This window comes from Jannaschia donghaensis (genome assembly GCF_001403795.1).
GTDB classification, from domain to species: Bacteria; Pseudomonadota; Alphaproteobacteria; order Rhodobacterales; family Rhodobacteraceae; genus Jannaschia; species Jannaschia donghaensis.
The window spans coordinates 258,473-273,327 of sequence record NZ_CXSU01000005.1; the positions used below are offsets into that span (position 1 = coordinate 258,473).

Genomic DNA, 14,855 nt, shown 5'->3' on the forward strand with positions numbered 1-14,855 from the left:
GCGGTATGTCAAAAAATGTCGCCCGCAACCGGGAATGGAAGATCGAGGGAACACATGATTAACGAATTCAAGGATTTCATCGCCAAGGGCAATGTCATGGACATGGCCGTCGGCATCATCATCGGCGCGGCCTTTACCGCGATCGTCACGTCTCTGGTGGGCGATCTGATCAATCCGATTATCGCGCTCTTCACCGGCGGGATCGACTTCTCGGGCTGGTTTTACGTGCTGGGCGACGGCGAATTCGCCTCGGTCGAGGCCGCGACGGAGGCAGGCGTGGCGGTCTTTGCGATCGGCAAGTTCATCATGGCGGTGATCAATTTCCTGATCGTCGCCTTCGTGGTGTTCATGCTGGTCAAGATGGTGAACCGCATCAAGGCGGCGGCCGAGCGGCCCGACGATGCGGCCCCCGACGTGAAGACCGGCCCGTCGGAACTGGACGTCCTGCTGGAGATCCGCGACGCGCTCAAGCGCAGCGCATGACAGACCTTGCCGATCCGAAGGGCCCGCGCGTGCGGGCCCTTTCTCGTCGCACGACCCTCAGGTCAGCAGCGTGTCGGGGTTGACCGACTTCATCCCCAAGGCCTCGCCCACGGCGGCATAGGTCAGCTGACCTGCATGGACGTTCAATCCGTTCTTCAGATTGACGTCGTCCGCACAGGCCTTTTTCCAGCCCTTGTTGGCCAGATCCAGCAAGAACGGCAGCGTCGCGTTGCCCAGCGCCAGCGTGGACGTGCGCGCCACGGCCCCCGGCATGTTCGCCACGCAGTAATGCATGATGCCGTCGACCTCATAGATCGGGTCCTGGTGCGTGGTCGCCTTCGACGTCTCGAAACATCCGCCCTGGTCGATGGCGACGTCCACGATGGCGGCCCCCGGCTTCATGTGCGCAAGATCCGCCCGCTTGACCAGCTTGGGCGCAGCCGCGCCGGGGATCAGCACGGCGCCGATCACCATATCCGCCTGCATCACCAGCTCGGCGGTATTGCCTGCACTGGCATAGCGCGTCTTGAAAACCGACCCGAAGGCATCATCCAGATACCGCAGCCGCGTCAGCGACCGGTCCAGCACCGTGACGCTGGCCCCCATGCCGGCGGCGATGCGCGCGGCATGGGTGCCGACGACACCGCCGCCGATCACGACGATATCGGCCGGCCCGACACCGGGCACGCCGCCCATCAGGGTGCCCCGGCCGCCATTGGCCTTTTGCAGGGTCCAGGCCCCGACCTGCGGGGCAAGCCGACCGGCCACCTCCGACATCGGGGCCAGCAGGGGCAGGCCGCCCATGCGATCGGTGACCGTCTCATAGGCGATGCAGGTCGCGCCCGACGCCAGCAGGTCCTGCGTCTGGTCGGGGTCGGGGGCCAGGTGCAGATAGGTGAACAGGATCTGCCCCTCGCGCAGCATCTTGCGCTCGCCTGCCTGCGGCTCCTTCACCTTCACGATCATGTCGGCCTTGGCGAAGACCTCCTCGGCGGTGTCGATGATGGTGGCCCCGACCGCTTCGTATTGCGCATCGGCGAAACCGGACCCTTCGCCGGCGCTGGTCTCCACGATGACGGAATGGCCGTGGGCGATCGCCTCCAGCGCGGCCATCGGCGTCATGCCGACGCGAAATTCCTGCGGTTTGATTTCCTTGGGGCAGCCGATGAGCATGTCGTTTCTCCCTGAACAAGCTTTGCGCCAGAATAGGAGCGCCGATCCGAGAATTCATCTCGATGACCGGCGCGTGATCAGGTAAGTCCGCGAGATTACCGCGCCATAAAGCGGAATAAAGGGAAAATATCGCATGCAGGTACAGATCGACGACACGGACGCCCGCCTTCTGCGCCTCGTACAGCGGGATGCGCGACTCACCGCGACGCAATTGTCGGACCGGCTCAACCTCTCACCCTCTGCCTGCCACCGTCGTCTGCAACGGCTGGAGGCGGCGGGCGTGATCGAACGGACGGTCGCGCTGCTCAACGCCCGCGCCGTGGCCCGGCCCACGACCGTCTTCGTGGAAATCAGCCTCGCCACGCAGGCCGATGACGTCCTCGACGCGTTCGAAGCGGCGGTCGCCCGCATACCGGACGTGCTGGAATGTCACCTGATGACCGGATCCTACGATTACCTGCTCAAGGTCGTGGCGCGCGATTCCGAAGATTTCGCGCAAATCCACCGCCGCCACCTTGCCCGCCTGCCCGGCGTGGCCAAGCTGCAATCGTCCTTCGCGCTCAAGACCGTTTTCGCAACGACCGCCTTGCCGGTCTAACCCATTAGACCGTTAAGCACGGCGAAGGTCGCGCCCCCGGCGATCACCGCCTGAATGACATCCTTGCGCCACATGCCCACCGCCAGCGTCACGCCCGCCGCAATCAGGCGCGCGGCGTCCGGCTCCCCCCCTGTCGCGGCGGGCCACAGGATCAGCGGCGCGACCAGCCCCGGCAAAACGGCAACGCCCGTGAACCGCAAATGTCGCAACAGCCACGGCGGCATTTCCCGATCGCCGATCAAACCCAGGAAGACGAAACGCGTCATATAGGTCAGCACGCCAAGGGCCGCGATGATCAGCCAGACGTTGGTATCGCTCATGCCGCCGCCTCCGCCCGTCGGTCCACCTCGGCCCCGACGACCATGCCCAGAACCGCCGCCGCGATCAGCCCCAGGTTCCACGGCACCCACCACAGCGATAGCGCGGCCACCACCGACACGAATGCCGCCGCGACATGCGCCCGGCTTTTCAGCATCGGCCCGACAAGTGCCACGAACGCCAGCGGCATCGCGAAATCCAGCTGCCAGGCATCGGGCACTTGCGCCCCCAGGACCGCGCCGGCCCAGGTCGCCCCGACCCAAGCGGGGAACACCGGCAGGGCGACGCCGGCGAAATACGCGACCTTGTCGGACACGCTCCAACGCGGCTGCGTGTCGAAGGCCGTCTGCGCCAGCGCATAGGTCTGATCCACCAGCAGATAGGCGATCAACCCGCGCTGCCACAGCGGGGCGGCCCCCAGATGCGGTGCCATGCTGGCCGAATACATCACCATCCGCAGATTCACCGCCAGCGCCGAAAGCACCACGATCGCCGCGGGCACCCCGTCGACCATCAGTTGCACGGCCGTGAACTGCGACGCGCCCGCAATCACCAGCACCGAAAACGCCATCACCTGATCCAGCGGCAAACCCGCCTCGACCCCCAGCACGCCGAACAGCGCGCCGAACGGCACCATGATCACGATGAACGGCAGGCCCTCGGCCACGCCGCGCCGAAACGGCGTTCTGTCGGAAGGGGGTCTCATCTTGCATCCGGGGATTGGGGGCGACACGATGGGCCTAGCCCTCGCAACGCCCGGTCTCAAGTGTCCACGCTCACGCCGCCCACCCTGCGGGTCGTTCCCGATCCGACCGACCCGCGTCTCACCCGGCCCGTCACCGGCGTCGACCAGTCGGGGCAGGCCGTCGATCTGCACGTGGTGGAGGAACGTCCGCTGACGATCTACCTCAATTCCCGCGAAATCGTGACCGCCATGACCATCGGCGATCACCCGCGCTGGCTGGCGTTGGGGTTCCTTGCCAATCAGGGAATGGTGTCGGCTGCGGACGAGGTGACGGCCATCGACTACGACGACGAACTGCAAACCGTCGTGGTGCGCACGGCGGTGGAAACCGATCACGAGGCCAAGCTGGCCCGCGCCACGCGCACCTCCGGCTGCGCGGTCGGCACCGTGTTCGGCGACATGATGGAGGGGCTCGACGGTTTGACCCTGCCGGCCACGCCGCTGCGCGTCTCAGACCTGCACGCCCTGTCGAACGCCATCAACCGCACCCCGTCGCTTTATCTTCAGGCGGGCGCGATCCACGGCACCTGCCTGTGCGCAGGCCCCGACCCGATTGCCTATTTCGAGGATGTGGGCCGCCACAATGCCGTCGACAAACTGGCCGGCTGGATGCGCGCCACCGGCACCGATGCCGGTGACAAGACCCTTTATACCACCGGCCGCCTGACGTCCGAGATGGTCATCAAATGCGCCCTGATGGGCATCCCCTGCCTCGTCTCGCGGTCCGGCTTTACCGCGTGGGGTGTGGAGATCGCGCGCCAGGTCGGCCTGACGGTAATCGGCCGGATGAAAGGCAACCGCTTCGTCTGCCTGAGCGGAGAGGAGCGGGTCGTATGGGACGGTTGATCCTGCAGGCGATCTGCGCCGTGGGCATCCTGCTGGCGGGATACGCCGTCTTCGTGTCGATGACGGCGGCCGTCGTTCTGCAAGGCTCGCCCGCCGAACCTCGGGCCGATCCCGGTTTTCCGGACGATTGCCTGCCGGTCGAGGGATGTGGCGTGTCGGTCGATCCGCTCGATCCCGCAACCCGGATCGCCTGGTCCAGGAGCTTGGAGGGGTGCGGGCTCGCCGTTACCGACGGCACATTCAATCCCACCGCCTATCCGTTCTGGAAACCGCGAAAACTGGCCGAGCAGGACATCTGCCTGTCCACCGTGGCCGGGATGCTGGGCGACTGGCGCAGCGTCGCTGCATGGATGCGCGCGACAGGCTTCACAGCGGACGGCGGCGTGAGACTCGTTCCGATAGGTTCTGATCGGCGCTATCACGTGTCGGGACATTTGATTGGCACCCGTGCGCAGACGGGTCTCCCCCAGATCCGCGGCACCCTGCGCAACCGCGCGCGCGACGAGCATCATGGGCCGGTCAAGATGACCGTCTCCCTTGATCCCGACGGCAAGGTGGGCGTGGTGACGCTCCATCCGGTCAGGTGATGATCCGCGCGCTTTGCCTCGTCTCGTTCTCCATGGCACCGGCCCCCTCCTACGCCGATCTGACCCGCAGCTTGGCCGAGGTGGAGGCCGCGCGAACTCCGGTCGTGACCACCAGCTATGGCGCGATGCGCGTGACCGATGCCATTGCCCGCACGCATCCCGCGCCGCCCGACAAAACGCTGGACCGGTTGCAAGGCTGCCTGCGCTCCGGTGCCGTGGGGAACGTCAAGGTCGATCTGGCGGCGTATGATTGGCCGGGCACGCGGGCCGCGCGCGATCACGAGGTCTGCCTGCTGCCGATCTTCGTGGCATTGGGCGATCGGGCGACCGTGCAGGAATGGGTGCAGGCCGTCATCGCGCGGAAGGCCGACCCCGATTGTCCTGCGGTCTGGAACACCAAGCAACCGGCCCGTTGGGGGCCCTCCGTCGTCCATGTCTGGCGCAGCCGACTGCCGGTGCCGCTGGCCATCGACGTGTTCGACCGCACCGCCAGCTGGTCCGAAGACATGCCGGCGCCCGTCCATTCCCTGCTGCGCATCACCTTCGACGACGATGGCTTGCCGCTGGCCGTGAAATACAATGCCTTTACATTCGGCAACCGGTACGGATTGGCGCGCTGTTGACGGGAACCCTGGCGGAAACCAAGCGTTAATCCGTCATTCACGAGTTCCTATCTGGGTTTCAACGATGATGTCGCTCCGCTCTGCTGCCGCTGCTGTTCTGCTCACCCTCGCGGCGGGTCCGTCCGCCTATGCCGATGACCTTGCACCCCTTGGCCCCACGACCGGCGCGATGTTCCATTCGGCGTCTGCCACGCTTCCGGCGGCGATTTGCGCGACCGATCCCGACTGCGGCTTCGCCATTCCGCCGTTTCCCGACACGATCTCCGTGGCCGCGACCGAAACGCTGGACGGATGCGCGCTCGACGCGACGGGCGATGGCTGGGCCGATCCGCTCTCCTACGATCTGTGGCGCAAGCGTAGCTTGCAGGACCACGAGACCTGCATCAGTGGCATCTTCGCCTCGCTCGGCACGTGGCCCGCCATCGCGTCCTGGATGCGCGCCAAGGACTTCGATGCCGACGGCGGCATCCGACTGACGCGGTTTCGCGACGATCCGACCGTCGGTTTCGTCGCGGCCCTGACCGGATCGCGCGCACGCACGGGCCTGCCGCAAATCGTGCCGTCCACCCGCGTGTTGCGCAACGATCTGCACAACGGTCCGCTCCACGTCCACGCCCTGCTGGACCGCAATGGGGCCTTCCTGCGCGTCGTCGTCACCGAAACCCGGCGGCTTTCGGTCGAATCCACGCCGCAATAACTCCGTTTTCCCTTGCGGGGGCAGGTCCGGGGACGGACACTGCGGCCATGTCCAGCCACCGCTTGAACCCTTCCCTCGACGCCCGCAGCGGCCCGCCCCGATGATTCAGCCCCACGGCCTGATCCTCGCCGGTGGGCGGGCGACGCGGATGGGCGGCGGCGACAAGGGACGCCTGCTTCTGGGCAACCGGTCTCTCATCGCCCGCGTCATCGCCACACTCGCCCCGCAGGTCGACCGCCTGGCGCTCAACGCCAACGGCGACGCGACCCGTTGGTCCGATCTGCGCCTGCCGGTTCTGCCCGACACCGCGCCAGACCATCCCGGCCCTTTGGCCGGAGTCCTCGCCGGTCTGGACTGGGCCGCTGGCCTTGGCTGTCCGCACATCGTCACCGCCGCGGCCGACACCCCGTTCCTGCCGCCCGATCTGGTGCCCCGCCTTCTGGCAGCCGCCGGACCGTCCGGCCTGGCCCTGGCCGCCACGCAGGAGGGCGCGAAGACCTGGCCGCAGCCCACCTTCGGCCTGTGGCCCACGGCCCTGCGCGACGATCTGCGCGCGGCCCTCGCCACCGGCACCCGCAAGATATTGCACTGGACCGACCGTCACGACCCCGGCCTTGCGGTCTTTGCGACGACGCCCTGGGACCCGTTCTTCAACGTGAACACCCCCGAAGATCTGGTCCGGGCCGAGGCGATGGCGTGATCCTGATGGGCATCACCGGCCACAAGAATGCCGGCAAGACGACCCTGACGACCGCCCTGATATCCGAATTATCGGCGCGCGGCCTGACCGTCAGCACCCTCAAACGCACGCACCACGCAGTCGATCTGGACACCCCCGGCACCGACACGCACCGCCACCGTACCGCCGGCGCGCATCAGGTGATCCTTGCCACCGACCGCCGCCTGACTGTGATGGAGGAGGTCGCGGCCCCGACATTCGACCACCTGCTGTCGCGCCTGGCCCCCTGCGACGTGGTGCTGGCCGAAGGCTGGAAACACGGGTCCCATCCCCGGATCGAAGTCTGGCGCCCCGAGACCGGCAAGCCGCCCCTCGCGCGCACCGATCCCACCTTCCGGGCCGTCGCCGCCACCGGCGATCCGCAGGTGGCGCAGCCGGTCCTCGACCTCAACGACATCGCGGCCATCGCGGATTTCATATGTTCGACCTGATCCTCGTCGCCGATTGGTCGGCCAGCAGCGCGCGTGGCCCCGCGACACCGAAACCGGACGCGCTGTGGGTCTGCGCCGATCTGCACGGCGACCAAACCGTCGAATACTTCCGCACCCGCGCCGACGCGCTGGCCTTCATCGACGATTGGCTGGGGCGCGGGCACCGCACGCTTCTGGGGTTCGACTTCGCGATGGGCTGGCCCAGGGGCTTCGCCGAAACGCTGACCGGTCGGCCAAGCGCCATGGCCGTCTGGGACTGGCTTGCCACGCATATCACCGACGACGCGGCCAACACCAACAACCGTTTTCACGTGGCGGAGCGGATCAACCGTGCCTTTCCCGGCGTCGGGCCGCTGTGGGGGCGCCCCGCCAGCCACGATCACCCCGATCTGCCCGACAAGGGAACGGCCCGCACCGATCACGGCATCCCCGACCACCGCACCGTCGAAGGCTATGCGCCATCCGCGCAATCGGCGCTCAAGCTGTTCACCACCGGGTCGGTCGGGTCGCAGGCGTTGATGGGCTGCGCCGCCCTTCCTGCGCTGCGGGCCCGTCATCCGGATTTGCGGGTCTGGCCACAGGAAACCGGCTTTGCCCTTCCCGACACCGGCAACCTTCTGGTGGAAATCTACCCCAGCCTGTTTGAACCCGCCCCCCATCCGATCAAGGACGCGGGGCAGGTCATCGCAACGGCGCAGGCCCTGCGCACCGCATCGCGCGATTGGTTCACCGCACCGTCCGTCGAAGCCGACGCCGACAGGATCGCGGTCGAAGAGGGGTGGATTCTGGGCGTCCTGCCCCCGTCCTCCTGTTTTGCACTGCCCGCCGGTACCGACTGGACGCCGGTGGAGACCGCGCTTGAAACGCTGCGGACATCGTGCCCGGCGACCACGCACACCGAGACTCTGCCCATCGCCGAGGCTGCCAATCGCATCCTTGCCGCCGATCTTGTCGCCACCCGCTCCAACCCGCCCGCCGCCAACGCCGCCGTCGATGGATGGGCCTTTGCCCACGCCACGCTGCGCCCCGGTCCGATCCCGGTGCTGCCGGGTCGCGCCGCCGCCGGGGTCCGGTTCGATGGCCGCGTTCCGCCCGGTCACGCCCTGCGCATTCTGACGGGGGCCGAGGTTCCCGACGGCGCCGATACCGTCGCCTTGCAGGAGGATGCCACGCAGGACGGCACGGCCCTGACGTTGAAGGCCGTCCCCAAGGCCGGCGCGAACACCCGCGCCATGGGCGAAGACGTCCGCACGGGCACCGCCGTCTTGCCCCAGGGCACCATCCTGCGCCCCACCGACATCGCCGTCGCGATCGCCGCGGGCCACGGCACACTGCCGGTGCGCAAACGGCTGCGCGTCGGCGTGCTGTCCACCGGCGACGAAATCACCGCCCCCGGCAGTGCGCATGGCATCCCGGACGTGAACCGTCCGATGCTTCTGGCAATGTTGGACGATTGGGGAATGGACGCCGTCGATCTGGGGCACGCGCCCGACGATGCGGCGACACTGACGGCCATGCTCGACGCCGCCGAGACCCATGCCACTCTGACGTCGGGCGGGGCCAGTACGGGGGACGAGGATCATCTGTCCCGCCTGCTGCGCGACAGGGGCGGCGTCCACCACTGGCGCATCGCGATCAAGCCCGGTCGGCCGCTTGTGCTGGGCCACTGGAACGGCGTGCCGCTGTTCGGTCTGCCGGGCAATCCGGTCGCGGCATTCACCTGCGCCACCCTCTTTGCGCGTCCAGCCCTGCTTCAGATGGCGGGGGCGGGGTGGCGTGTGCCCGACACATTGGTCGTCCCGGCTGCCTTTTCCAAACGCAAGAAGGCGGGTCGAACGGAAGTCCTGCGCGCCCGTCTGCGCGGCGGCCAGGCAGAGGTCTTTCGCTCCGAAGGGTCGGGCCTCGTCTCGGGGCTGTCCTGGGCCGAGGGGTTCGTGATGCTGGACGAGGGTGCTGCCCAAATCGAACCGGGCGCGCCGGTCCGCTACCTCCCGTTCACAAGCCTCGGCCTCAAAGGTTAATATCCGCTCTATATCCGACGTGGATCACCCGTCGGTCCGCTGTGCGTTTGCGAACATCGGACTCCTGCCGATCTAGCGGTCGATCCCGTTGGCCTTGGCGACGAAATCCACCAGATGCGGCACGTAATCCTCCGACCCGTCGCCGCCGGTGTTCACCGCCATCGCATAGCTGTTCTTGACCGCCGATTGCACGGGGTTCATCACACCCGATCCGTCCGCCATCGCCGACAGATAGGCCATGTCCTTGAGCGCGTTGGTCAAGGTGAACTTATGCGCCTCGCGGTTGCCCTCGACGGCGTAGCCCATGAACGTTTGATAGAAGCCGCAGTCCATCCGGCTGCCGCGGATCACGCTGTCGAACATCGCCGTGCCCACGCCCGACTTTTCGGCCAGCGCCAGCGCTTCGGCATAAAGCGCGCCGTAGCCCATCGCCAGGAAGTTATTGAGAAGCTTCATCTTGTGCCCCGCGCCCGGCCCGCCGACGCGGACGATCGTCTTGGCCCAGGCACCGATCACCGGCGCGGCCCGTGCGAAGACGTCCTCGCGCGCGCCGACCATTGCCGCCAGCTCTCCGGTGGCGGCCTGCGCGGGCGTGCCGCCCAGCGGCGCATCGACCCAGTGCAGGCCCGCCGCCTCGACCCGGGCGGCCAGCATTTCGGTCGACACGGGGTTGGAGGTGGAGCAATCGACGATCACGCCGCCGGGCGCCATGTTTGCGATCAGGGTGGCGACGATGCCTTCGACCTGCGGCGATCCGGGGGCGCAGATGTGGACGACATCCGATGCTTTGGCCAAGGCGTCCAGATCGTCCGCTTCGGTCGCCCCTTTCGACACTAGATCCTCGACCGGGCCGCGATTTTTGTGTGCGATCACGCACATTGGATAACCCGCCTGCATCAGGCTGGCCGCCATGCCATGCCCCATCAAGCCGACGCCCACGAAACCGATCTTTTCCAAATCACTCTCCCTTGTGCGGTGGGCGGATCAGATCGATCCGGCTTCCACCATGTAATTGTTCGCGCTGCACATTTTCGCATCGTCGGAGGCCAGGAACAGGACCATCCGGGCAACATAGACCGGATCGATCAAATCGGGCAGGCATTGCGCCAGCCGGTGCGCCTCCAACGCTTCGGGCGTGGCCCAGAGGTCTTTTTGCCGGTCCGTCATGATCCAACCGGGAACGACGGTATTCACCCGGATCCGGTGCATCCCCAAATCCCGCGCCATCGTCCGCGTCAGCCCATGAACCGCCGCCTTGGCCGTTGCATATGCAGGGAAATTTCCGACCGTTTCCCACCAGGAATTGGACCCCATGTTCACGATCGACCCACCGCCCGCCGCGATCATGTCGGGGGCGACGGCTTGAATGGCGAAGAACATGTGCCGCAGGTTGGTGTTCATCCGTTCGTCCCAATAGGCGGGCGTCACATCCTTCCAATCGTGGCGGTCATCGCGTGCGGCATTGTTGATCAGCACGTCCGCCGGCCCGATCCGATCGCGAAGGGCAGCGAGGGCGGCCTGCATCGCTTCGACGTCGCGCAGATCGCAGACCTCGTGCGTGACGCCGTCGTGCGCGTTTGACACGGCCGCCGCACCGGTGGCGTCGATGTCCAGAAACCCCACCTGTGCGCCCTGCGCGGCGAAGGCCGCGACGATTTCCGCGCCGATGCCCGACGCGCCGCCGGTCATCACCACGGTCTTGTCGCGCAGGCTGGGATAGATTGCGAATTCGGTCATGGCGTCCTCCCGACAGCGGTTGTGTCAAGCGGCGCGGGTCGTCGCAAGGGCGGTCGGATCAGCGTTTGGCGCGCAGGCGAATGACGATATCAACCTTGGCGATATCCATGCCGTCGGGCGCGTCGGGCAGATTGACGATCTGCAGGGCCTCGCTGCCCGCATCCGACAGCCGGCCCTCGTCCTCCCAATAGAAATGGGGATGATCGTCGAGCTTGGTGTCGAAATAGCTGCCGGTGCCGTCGACCGTGATCTCCTGCACCAGGCCCGCATCGGTGAAGGCGCGCAGGGTATTGTATACGGTGGCGAGTGAAACCTTGTCGCCCGACGCACAGGCCGCATCATGCAGCCATTCCGCCGTCACGTGCCGGTCGCGCCCGTCGCCCACCAGAAGCGACGCAAGCAGAACCCGCTGCCGTGTGGGCCTCAGGTCTGCCCCGGCAAGCCATGCCTCGCCACGGGCCTTTGAAATTTCTGTGGTCGTCATGGGGGTAATATAGGGTCTTGTGCGACTGGTTTTCAAACGGATTCGCGCGGACGGCTTCGACGCCGTGGCAGCGCACGCAGGGTTGCGACGTTGAAACATGGAGTGATAGGGGATCACGAAAGAAAAAGGGGGCGACATGAGCCAGTATCCGACGAGTTTCGACCGCGACGATTTGCTGAAATGCGCCCGGGGGGAGCTGTTCGGCGAAGGGAATGCGCAGTTGCCGGAACCGCCGATGCTGATGATGGATCGGATCACAGACATCTCGGGCGACGGCGGGCTGCACGGCAAGGGCCACGTGGTCGCCGAGTTCGACATCAAGCCCGACCTCTGGTTCTTCGACTGCCACTTTCCCGGCAATCCGATCATGCCCGGATGCCTTGGCCTGGACGGTCTGTGGCAATTGACCGGCTTCAACCTCGGCTGGCGCGGCTGGCAGGGCCGCGGCTATGCGCTGGGGGTGGGCGAGGTGAAGCTGACCGGCATGGTCCGGCCAGACCGCAAGATGTTGACCTATAAGATCGATTTCACCAAGGCGCTGCAGACCCGCCGCCTGACCATGGGCGTCGCCGATGGCATCGTCGAGGCGGACGGCGAGGTGATCTATGTCGTCAAGGACATGAAGGTCGCCCTGTCCGAGAGCTGATCTTCACAAACGCGCATCGGACACGCATGTCATGCGCGACAGAATGAATTGAAGGAGCCGCCATGCTGCGTCGTGTCGTCGTCACCGGGATCGGGATCGTCTCGCCCATCGGAAACACACCCGACGAGGTCGAAGCGTCCCTGCGCGCCGGCAAGTCGGGGATCACCTTCTCGGACAGCTATGCCGATCATGGGTTCCGCAGCCAGGTCCATGGCGTTCCCCAGATTGTCCTGGAAGATCATATCGACAAACGCGACCTGCGGTTCATGGGGCCGGGGGCGGCGTTCAACTTCATCGCGATGGAGCGCGCGATCGCGGACTCCGGGCTGGAGAAGGACGAGGTGTCCAACGAACGCACCGGTCTTGTCATGGGATCGGGCGGGCCGTCCACGTCGAACTTCTTCACCGCCTTCGACACGGTGATCAACAAAGGCAGCCCCAAGCGCATGGGCCCGTTCATGGTGACGCGTTGCATGTCGTCCACGAACTCCGCCTGTCTGGCCACGCCGTTCGGCATCAAGGGCGTGAACTATTCCATCACCTCGGCCTGCACCACGTCGCTGCACTGCATGGGCAATGGGGTCGAGCAGATCCAGTTCGGCAAGCAGGACATCGTCTTCGCCGGCGGCGGGGAGGAGATCGACTGGACGCTGTCGTGCCTGTTCGACGCGATGGGCGCGATGTCGTCCAAGTACAATGACACGCCCGAAACGGCTTCGCGCCCCTATGATGCCACGCGCGACGGGTTCGTCATCGCGGGCGGCGCAGGCGTGGTCGTCCTGGAAGAACGGGACCGCGCCATCGCGCGGGGGGCCAAGATCTACGGTGAGGTGACGGGGTACGGGGCCACGTCGGACGGGGCCGACATGGTCGCGCCGTCGGGCGAAGGCGGGGAGCGGGCGATGCGCCTGGCCTTGTCGCAACTGCCCGAGGATCGAAAGATCGACTACATCAACGCCCACGGCACCTCGACGCCGGTTGGCGACATCAAGGAAGTCGTGGCCTGCCGCAACATCTGGGGCGAAGGGAACACCCCGCCCATCGGATCCACCAAGTCGATGACCGGGCATTCGCTGGGGGCCACCGGCGTGCAGGAGGCGATCTATTCGATGCTGATGATGAACAAGGGGTTCATCGCGCCGTCGATCAACGTCACCACCTTGGACGAGGCGCTGTCCGCATCGGAGATCAACACCGAATTGAAGACGGATGTGGAGATCGACTCGGTCCTGTCCAATTCCTTCGGCTTCGGCGGAACGAACGGGACGGTCATCATCTCGAAGCACCAATCGTGACCGCCTTGGACATGGCCGGTAAGCGCGGCCTGATCATGGGGGTCGCCAACGAGCGGTCCATCGCCTGGGGCATCGCCAAGGCGCTGGCCGGGGCGGGGGCGGAGTTGGCGTTTACCTATCAGGGGGAGGCGTTCGGCAAGCGTCTGACCCCGTTGGCCGAAAACATTGGGGCCACGACCTTGCTGGATGTCGATGTGACCGATGATGCGTCCCTGGATGCGGCGTTCGCGGAACTCGAAAAGGGTGGCAAGCTGGACTTCGTCGTCCACGCCATCGCGTTTTCGGACAAGTCGGAATTGACGGGACGGTTCGTCGATACCAGCCGCGCCAACTTCAAGCATTCACTCGATATTTCCTGCTATTCCCTGATCGAGGTCGCGCGCCGCGCGGCCCCGCTGATGGCCGACGGCGGAACGATCTTGACGCTGACCTTCGATGGCTCGCAGCGGGTGATGCCGTTCTACAACGTGATGGGTGTCGCCAAGGCCGCGCTGGAGGCGACGGTCCGCTATCTGGCCTCCGACCTGGGGGCCGAGGGGATCCGGGTGAACGCCATCTCGCCCGGCCCGATGAAGACGCTGGCCGGGGCGGCGATCGGCGGCGCACGCAAGACATTTCGCCATGCGGAGACGAACGCACCGCTGCGCGCGAACGCGACTTTGGAGGCCGTCGGCGGAACGGCGCTGTACCTGTGTTCGGCCGCGGGTGCCTGTACCACAGGGGAAATCGTCCATGTGGACGGCGGATATCACGTCATGGGAATGCCCCGGCCCGAAAACATTTGAACCGATCGGCCGTTTGCCGCCAGTATGGTTAACGGTAAGGGCGTTTGCGTATTTCCGTTTCGCCCCCGGCAACAAAACGGCATTTTTATGAAAATGATTCAGGCCCTTGGCCCTACCTTCGACGAAATCCGGTGCCATATCTCGGTGGTGACACTGACGCAGGCAAAACAAATGATCGATCGGATCACCGGATTTGCACGGGAAGAACGGGGAGCCGTCTCGGTTGACTGGCTCGTCCTGACGGGTGTGCTGGTTGCGACCGGCATCGCAGTCGTCGGCACCGTTTCCGATGGCGTGGAAACCGCTGCGGTGGACACCGCTGAACAACTTCGCGGTCAGGTCATCCAGCGCAGTTTCGGCCCCGACAATTTGTGTTCGTCTGGCATCGATGGCCTACAAGCGCGCGAGACGGCCCGTGTCGCCGCCGGCGGAGCCGATGCGGTCGATGTCGAGAACTGGCTTTCCAGTTATGCGTCCAGCCTGAGCGATGCCGACCTCATCGCGGAGCGGGACCGGCTTGCCGACAGCGCATCGGGCAGTGGCTGGAGCCGTGACGACACGCTGCAGGGCCTGATCGAATGCGGCATGGCGCAGCGCGGCATCTGACACGTTCGAAGGCGGGCTGTGGACGATGTCCGACCCCCGTG

The 14,855-nt window shown here is 66.1% G+C and carries 19 protein-coding genes; 13 read left to right on the plus strand and 6 right to left on the minus strand.

Annotated features, from left to right (window positions below):
• The first annotated feature begins 54 nt into the window (after positions 1 to 54).
• Complete coding sequence (mscL, locus tag JDO7802_RS01835) at positions 55 to 483, plus strand: large conductance mechanosensitive channel protein MscL (RefSeq protein WP_055082034.1); 429 nt, start codon at positions 55 to 57, stop codon at positions 481 to 483.
• Between the two features lie 57 nt (positions 484 to 540).
• On the opposite strand, the gene ald is transcribed toward mscL, so the two are convergent.
• Positions 541 to 1,656, minus strand: a complete 1,116-nt coding sequence (ald, locus tag JDO7802_RS01840) for an alanine dehydrogenase (RefSeq protein WP_055082036.1) — start codon at positions 1,654 to 1,656, stop codon at positions 541 to 543.
• Between the two features lie 133 nt (positions 1,657 to 1,789).
• Between ald and JDO7802_RS01845 the strand changes: the two genes are divergently transcribed.
• Entirely contained in the window at positions 1,790 to 2,254 is a 465-nt protein-coding gene (locus tag JDO7802_RS01845) for an Lrp/AsnC family transcriptional regulator (protein ID WP_055082038.1), read from the plus strand.
• Here JDO7802_RS01845 and JDO7802_RS01850 read toward each other — a convergent pair.
• Positions 2,251 to 2,574: an AzlD domain-containing protein gene (locus JDO7802_RS01850; protein ID WP_055082040.1), complete on the minus strand. Its 324-nt coding sequence runs from the start codon at positions 2,572 to 2,574 to the stop codon at positions 2,251 to 2,253. The two genes, JDO7802_RS01845 and JDO7802_RS01850, sit on opposite strands and share 4 nt — an antisense overlap.
• Positions 2,571 to 3,278, minus strand: coding sequence for an AzlC family ABC transporter permease (locus tag JDO7802_RS01855; protein ID WP_055082042.1), 708 nt, complete (start codon positions 3,276 to 3,278; stop codon positions 2,571 to 2,573). The genes JDO7802_RS01850 and JDO7802_RS01855 overlap by 4 nt, the downstream gene beginning before the upstream one ends.
• 60 nt (positions 3,279 to 3,338) lie before the next feature.
• Here JDO7802_RS01855 and JDO7802_RS01860 point away from each other — a divergent pair, with 60 nt between their 5' ends.
• The 7 genes from JDO7802_RS01860 to JDO7802_RS01890 all read left to right on the plus strand — a co-directional run bounded on the left by JDO7802_RS01860 (position 3,339) and on the right by JDO7802_RS01890 (position 9,261).
• The gene (locus tag JDO7802_RS01860) at positions 3,339 to 4,163 is read left to right on the plus strand and encodes a formate dehydrogenase accessory sulfurtransferase FdhD (protein ID WP_055082044.1); all 825 of its coding nucleotides are present in this window, start codon (positions 3,339 to 3,341) and stop codon (positions 4,161 to 4,163) included.
• Positions 4,151 to 4,750 carry a hypothetical protein gene (locus JDO7802_RS01865; RefSeq protein WP_055082046.1) on the plus strand — a complete coding sequence of 200 codons (600 nt, stop codon included), beginning with the start codon at positions 4,151 to 4,153 and terminating at the stop codon, positions 4,748 to 4,750. The genes JDO7802_RS01860 and JDO7802_RS01865 overlap by 13 nt, the downstream gene beginning before the upstream one ends.
• On the plus strand, positions 4,750 to 5,373 hold the full coding sequence (locus JDO7802_RS01870) for a hypothetical protein (protein WP_055082047.1): 624 nt from the start codon (positions 4,750 to 4,752) through the stop codon (positions 5,371 to 5,373). The genes JDO7802_RS01865 and JDO7802_RS01870 overlap by 1 nt, the downstream gene beginning before the upstream one ends.
• Positions 5,374 to 5,440: 67 nt before the next feature.
• Positions 5,441 to 6,070 carry a hypothetical protein gene (locus JDO7802_RS01875; RefSeq protein WP_144430478.1) on the plus strand — a complete coding sequence of 210 codons (630 nt, stop codon included), beginning with the start codon at positions 5,441 to 5,443 and terminating at the stop codon, positions 6,068 to 6,070.
• Between the two features lie 100 nt (positions 6,071 to 6,170).
• Positions 6,171 to 6,770, plus strand: coding sequence for a molybdenum cofactor guanylyltransferase MobA (gene mobA / locus JDO7802_RS01880; RefSeq protein WP_055082051.1), 600 nt, complete (start codon positions 6,171 to 6,173; stop codon positions 6,768 to 6,770).
• Between the two features lie 5 nt (positions 6,771 to 6,775).
• A complete protein-coding gene (mobB, locus tag JDO7802_RS01885) occupies positions 6,776 to 7,240 on the plus strand; it encodes a molybdopterin-guanine dinucleotide biosynthesis protein B (RefSeq protein ID WP_306455348.1) in 465 nt (154 codons plus the stop codon).
• Entirely contained in the window at positions 7,228 to 9,261 is a 2,034-nt protein-coding gene (locus JDO7802_RS01890; RefSeq protein WP_055082055.1) for a molybdopterin-binding protein, read from the plus strand. Before mobB ends, JDO7802_RS01890 begins: the two co-directional genes overlap by 13 nt.
• Positions 9,262 to 9,333: 72 nt before the next feature.
• On the opposite strand, the gene JDO7802_RS01895 is transcribed toward JDO7802_RS01890, so the two are convergent.
• Genes JDO7802_RS01895 through irrA form a run of 3 tightly spaced genes read right to left on the minus strand, consistent with a single transcriptional unit; the run spans position 9,334 to position 11,482 of the window.
• Positions 9,334 to 10,218 (minus strand): NAD(P)-dependent oxidoreductase, encoded by an 885-nt coding sequence (locus tag JDO7802_RS01895; protein WP_083480967.1) that lies wholly within the window; start codon positions 10,216 to 10,218, stop codon positions 9,334 to 9,336.
• A gap of 27 nt (positions 10,219 to 10,245) precedes the next feature.
• A complete protein-coding gene (locus tag JDO7802_RS01900) occupies positions 10,246 to 10,998 on the minus strand; it encodes an SDR family NAD(P)-dependent oxidoreductase (protein ID WP_055082057.1) in 753 nt (250 codons plus the stop codon).
• 58 nt (positions 10,999 to 11,056) lie between these two features.
• Positions 11,057 to 11,482 (minus strand): iron response transcriptional regulator IrrA, encoded by a 426-nt coding sequence (gene irrA, locus JDO7802_RS01905; protein WP_055082059.1) that lies wholly within the window; start codon positions 11,480 to 11,482, stop codon positions 11,057 to 11,059.
• Between the two features lie 136 nt (positions 11,483 to 11,618).
• Between irrA and fabA the strand changes: the two genes are divergently transcribed.
• The 4 genes from fabA to JDO7802_RS18140 all read left to right on the plus strand — a co-directional run bounded on the left by fabA (position 11,619) and on the right by JDO7802_RS18140 (position 14,814).
• Positions 11,619 to 12,128, plus strand: coding sequence for a bifunctional 3-hydroxydecanoyl-ACP dehydratase/trans-2-decenoyl-ACP isomerase (gene fabA, locus JDO7802_RS01910; RefSeq protein ID WP_055082061.1), 510 nt, complete (start codon positions 11,619 to 11,621; stop codon positions 12,126 to 12,128).
• Positions 12,129 to 12,193: 65 nt separating this feature from the next.
• Positions 12,194 to 13,423 (plus strand): beta-ketoacyl-ACP synthase I, encoded by a 1,230-nt coding sequence (fabB, locus tag JDO7802_RS01915; protein WP_055082970.1) that lies wholly within the window; start codon positions 12,194 to 12,196, stop codon positions 13,421 to 13,423.
• A gap of 11 nt (positions 13,424 to 13,434) precedes the next feature.
• Positions 13,435 to 14,208, plus strand: a complete 774-nt coding sequence (locus tag JDO7802_RS01920; RefSeq protein WP_055082972.1) for an enoyl-ACP reductase FabI — start codon at positions 13,435 to 13,437, stop codon at positions 14,206 to 14,208.
• An 87-nt stretch (positions 14,209 to 14,295) separates the two neighbouring features.
• Complete coding sequence (locus JDO7802_RS18140; protein WP_055082063.1) at positions 14,296 to 14,814, plus strand: Flp family type IVb pilin; 519 nt, start codon at positions 14,296 to 14,298, stop codon at positions 14,812 to 14,814.
• Positions 14,815 to 14,855: the final 41 nt, after the last annotated feature.

Bases quoted from the DNA above. Each gene is read 5' to 3' on its own strand.
- mscL (WP_055082034.1), top strand. From the start codon at position 55: ATGATTAACGAATTCAAGGATTTCATCGCCAAGGGCAATGTCATGGAC.
- ald (WP_055082036.1), bottom strand. From the start codon at position 1,656: ATGCTCATCGGCTGCCCCAAGGAAATCAAACCGCAGGAATTTCGCGTC.
- JDO7802_RS01845 (WP_055082038.1), top strand. From the start codon at position 1,790: ATGCAGGTACAGATCGACGACACGGACGCCCGCCTTCTGCGCCTCGTA.
- JDO7802_RS01850 (WP_055082040.1), bottom strand. From the start codon at position 2,574: ATGAGCGATACCAACGTCTGGCTGATCATCGCGGCCCTTGGCGTGCTG.
- JDO7802_RS01855 (WP_055082042.1), bottom strand. From the start codon at position 3,278: ATGAGACCCCCTTCCGACAGAACGCCGTTTCGGCGCGGCGTGGCCGAG.
- JDO7802_RS01865 (WP_055082046.1), top strand. From the start codon at position 4,151: ATGGGACGGTTGATCCTGCAGGCGATCTGCGCCGTGGGCATCCTGCTG.
- JDO7802_RS01870 (WP_055082047.1), top strand. From the start codon at position 4,750: ATGATCCGCGCGCTTTGCCTCGTCTCGTTCTCCATGGCACCGGCCCCC.
- JDO7802_RS01875 (WP_144430478.1), top strand. From the start codon at position 5,441: ATGTCGCTCCGCTCTGCTGCCGCTGCTGTTCTGCTCACCCTCGCGGCG.
- mobA (WP_055082051.1), top strand. From the start codon at position 6,171: ATGATTCAGCCCCACGGCCTGATCCTCGCCGGTGGGCGGGCGACGCGG.
- mobB (WP_306455348.1), top strand. From the start codon at position 6,776: ATGGGCATCACCGGCCACAAGAATGCCGGCAAGACGACCCTGACGACC.
- JDO7802_RS01890 (WP_055082055.1), top strand. From the start codon at position 7,228: ATGTTCGACCTGATCCTCGTCGCCGATTGGTCGGCCAGCAGCGCGCGT.
- JDO7802_RS01900 (WP_055082057.1), bottom strand. From the start codon at position 10,998: ATGACCGAATTCGCAATCTATCCCAGCCTGCGCGACAAGACCGTGGTG.
- irrA (WP_055082059.1), bottom strand. From the start codon at position 11,482: ATGACGACCACAGAAATTTCAAAGGCCCGTGGCGAGGCATGGCTTGCC.
- fabA (WP_055082061.1), top strand. From the start codon at position 11,619: ATGAGCCAGTATCCGACGAGTTTCGACCGCGACGATTTGCTGAAATGC.
- JDO7802_RS01920 (WP_055082972.1), top strand. From the start codon at position 13,435: ATGGCCGGTAAGCGCGGCCTGATCATGGGGGTCGCCAACGAGCGGTCC.
- JDO7802_RS18140 (WP_055082063.1), top strand. From the start codon at position 14,296: ATGAAAATGATTCAGGCCCTTGGCCCTACCTTCGACGAAATCCGGTGC.